This is a genomic window from Secundilactobacillus malefermentans DSM 5705 = KCTC 3548 (assembly GCF_001436395.1).
GTDB classification, from domain to species: Bacteria; Bacillota; Bacilli; order Lactobacillales; family Lactobacillaceae; genus Secundilactobacillus; species Secundilactobacillus malefermentans.
This window is the reverse complement of record NZ_AZGJ01000123.1, coordinates 1-1081: the sequence shown is the minus strand read 5'-3', so window position 1 is coordinate 1081 and position 1081 is coordinate 1. Positions and strand designations below refer to the sequence as shown.

Sequence of the window (1081 nt, the reverse complement as noted above, 5' to 3'; positions counted from 1 at the left end):
ATAACAATCTTAGTTAGGTGCAAGCATAAATTGAATTAAGAATACATTCCATTCAACAACGGAAAAAATTGATTTTATGGGAATCAGCAGACCGAGTGAAACGAGGTCAATGCGCACTTACACCCTTGACAATTGTCAAGGGTAGATTTAATCCCCATTTTGATGGGGATTATTTGTATTAGAAGGCTAGCGCCAACGATAAAAATCCTAGAGCCAAATCTCAAGATTAATCAATCACATTACGAAGGATCCAATGACTATAAGCAAGACGAGCACCGGGAGTTATTACCCAAGGGTGATTAATTTCGAAAATTTGAATTTCAGTTGCTAAGTAAAGTGGCGTCTTACCATGATTAAAAGCAAAAACGGGTTGCGGAAAATCAGGCTTACTAGCAACTTGATGAACACTTTGACGAGAGTTCATCTGCCAACGAATTTTTAAATCTTCACGCGACAATAATTTTGGCAGGTGTGTTTTTTCAATTTGAGCTTGCTGTTGCAACTTTTGTGTAAAGGCTTGTTTAGTCTTGTTTTGATGCCAATCATCAAAAAGATCATACTTGTTTGATTTAAAATCTAAATCCATAAAGCCAGCCTCCTAACCAAAATCAATTTTATCCAGCATCGTTTCAGTACTAGCCTGGTCTAAGCCTAAATAAGCTAAAGTCATTGCTTCACTGGAATGATTTAATAAGTGCATGACCAAACCAATATTATAATTTGATTGCGTGTAAACGCGATAAGCCCCGGTTTTACGCATCGTATGGGTTCCTAGATAATTAATTCCTAAAAGATCGCCAACCTTGCTCATGATTTTGTAGAACTGTTTTTCCGTGATATGTCGTTCTGGGTGCTGAATCGAGGGAAACAACCAGTCAGAAACCAAATGGTTTTCTTGCAACCAAGCTTGATAGGCTAATAAATCAGTTTGCACGGGTTTTAAGTAGAGCAGGTTAGCTTTACCGGTCTTTTGGTCGTGGATAAACGCATTCTGACGCACGGTGCCGTTTTCGTTAAAGACATCTGTCCAACGAAGCTTCATAACGTCGCTCACTCGTAACAGTGTCGCTTTGCCAACTTG

2 protein-coding genes are annotated in these 1081 nt (G+C 38.9%); both read right to left on the bottom strand.

Annotated features, from left to right (window positions below; translation table 11 throughout):
• Positions 1-226: 226 nt before the first annotated feature.
• Complete coding sequence (locus FD44_RS10075) at positions 227-586, bottom strand: hypothetical protein (protein ID WP_010620853.1); 360 nt, start codon at positions 584-586, stop codon at positions 227-229.
• 12 nt (positions 587-598) lie between these two features.
• On the bottom strand, positions 599-1081 hold a 483-nt coding region (locus FD44_RS10070), incomplete at its 5' end, for a site-specific integrase (protein ID WP_056973939.1).

What these genes read in the sequence shown, in the direction of transcription:
- FD44_RS10075 (WP_010620853.1), bottom strand. Translation starts at nt 586, where the DNA reads ATGGATTTAGATTTTAAATCAAACAAGTATGATCTTTTTGATGATTGG.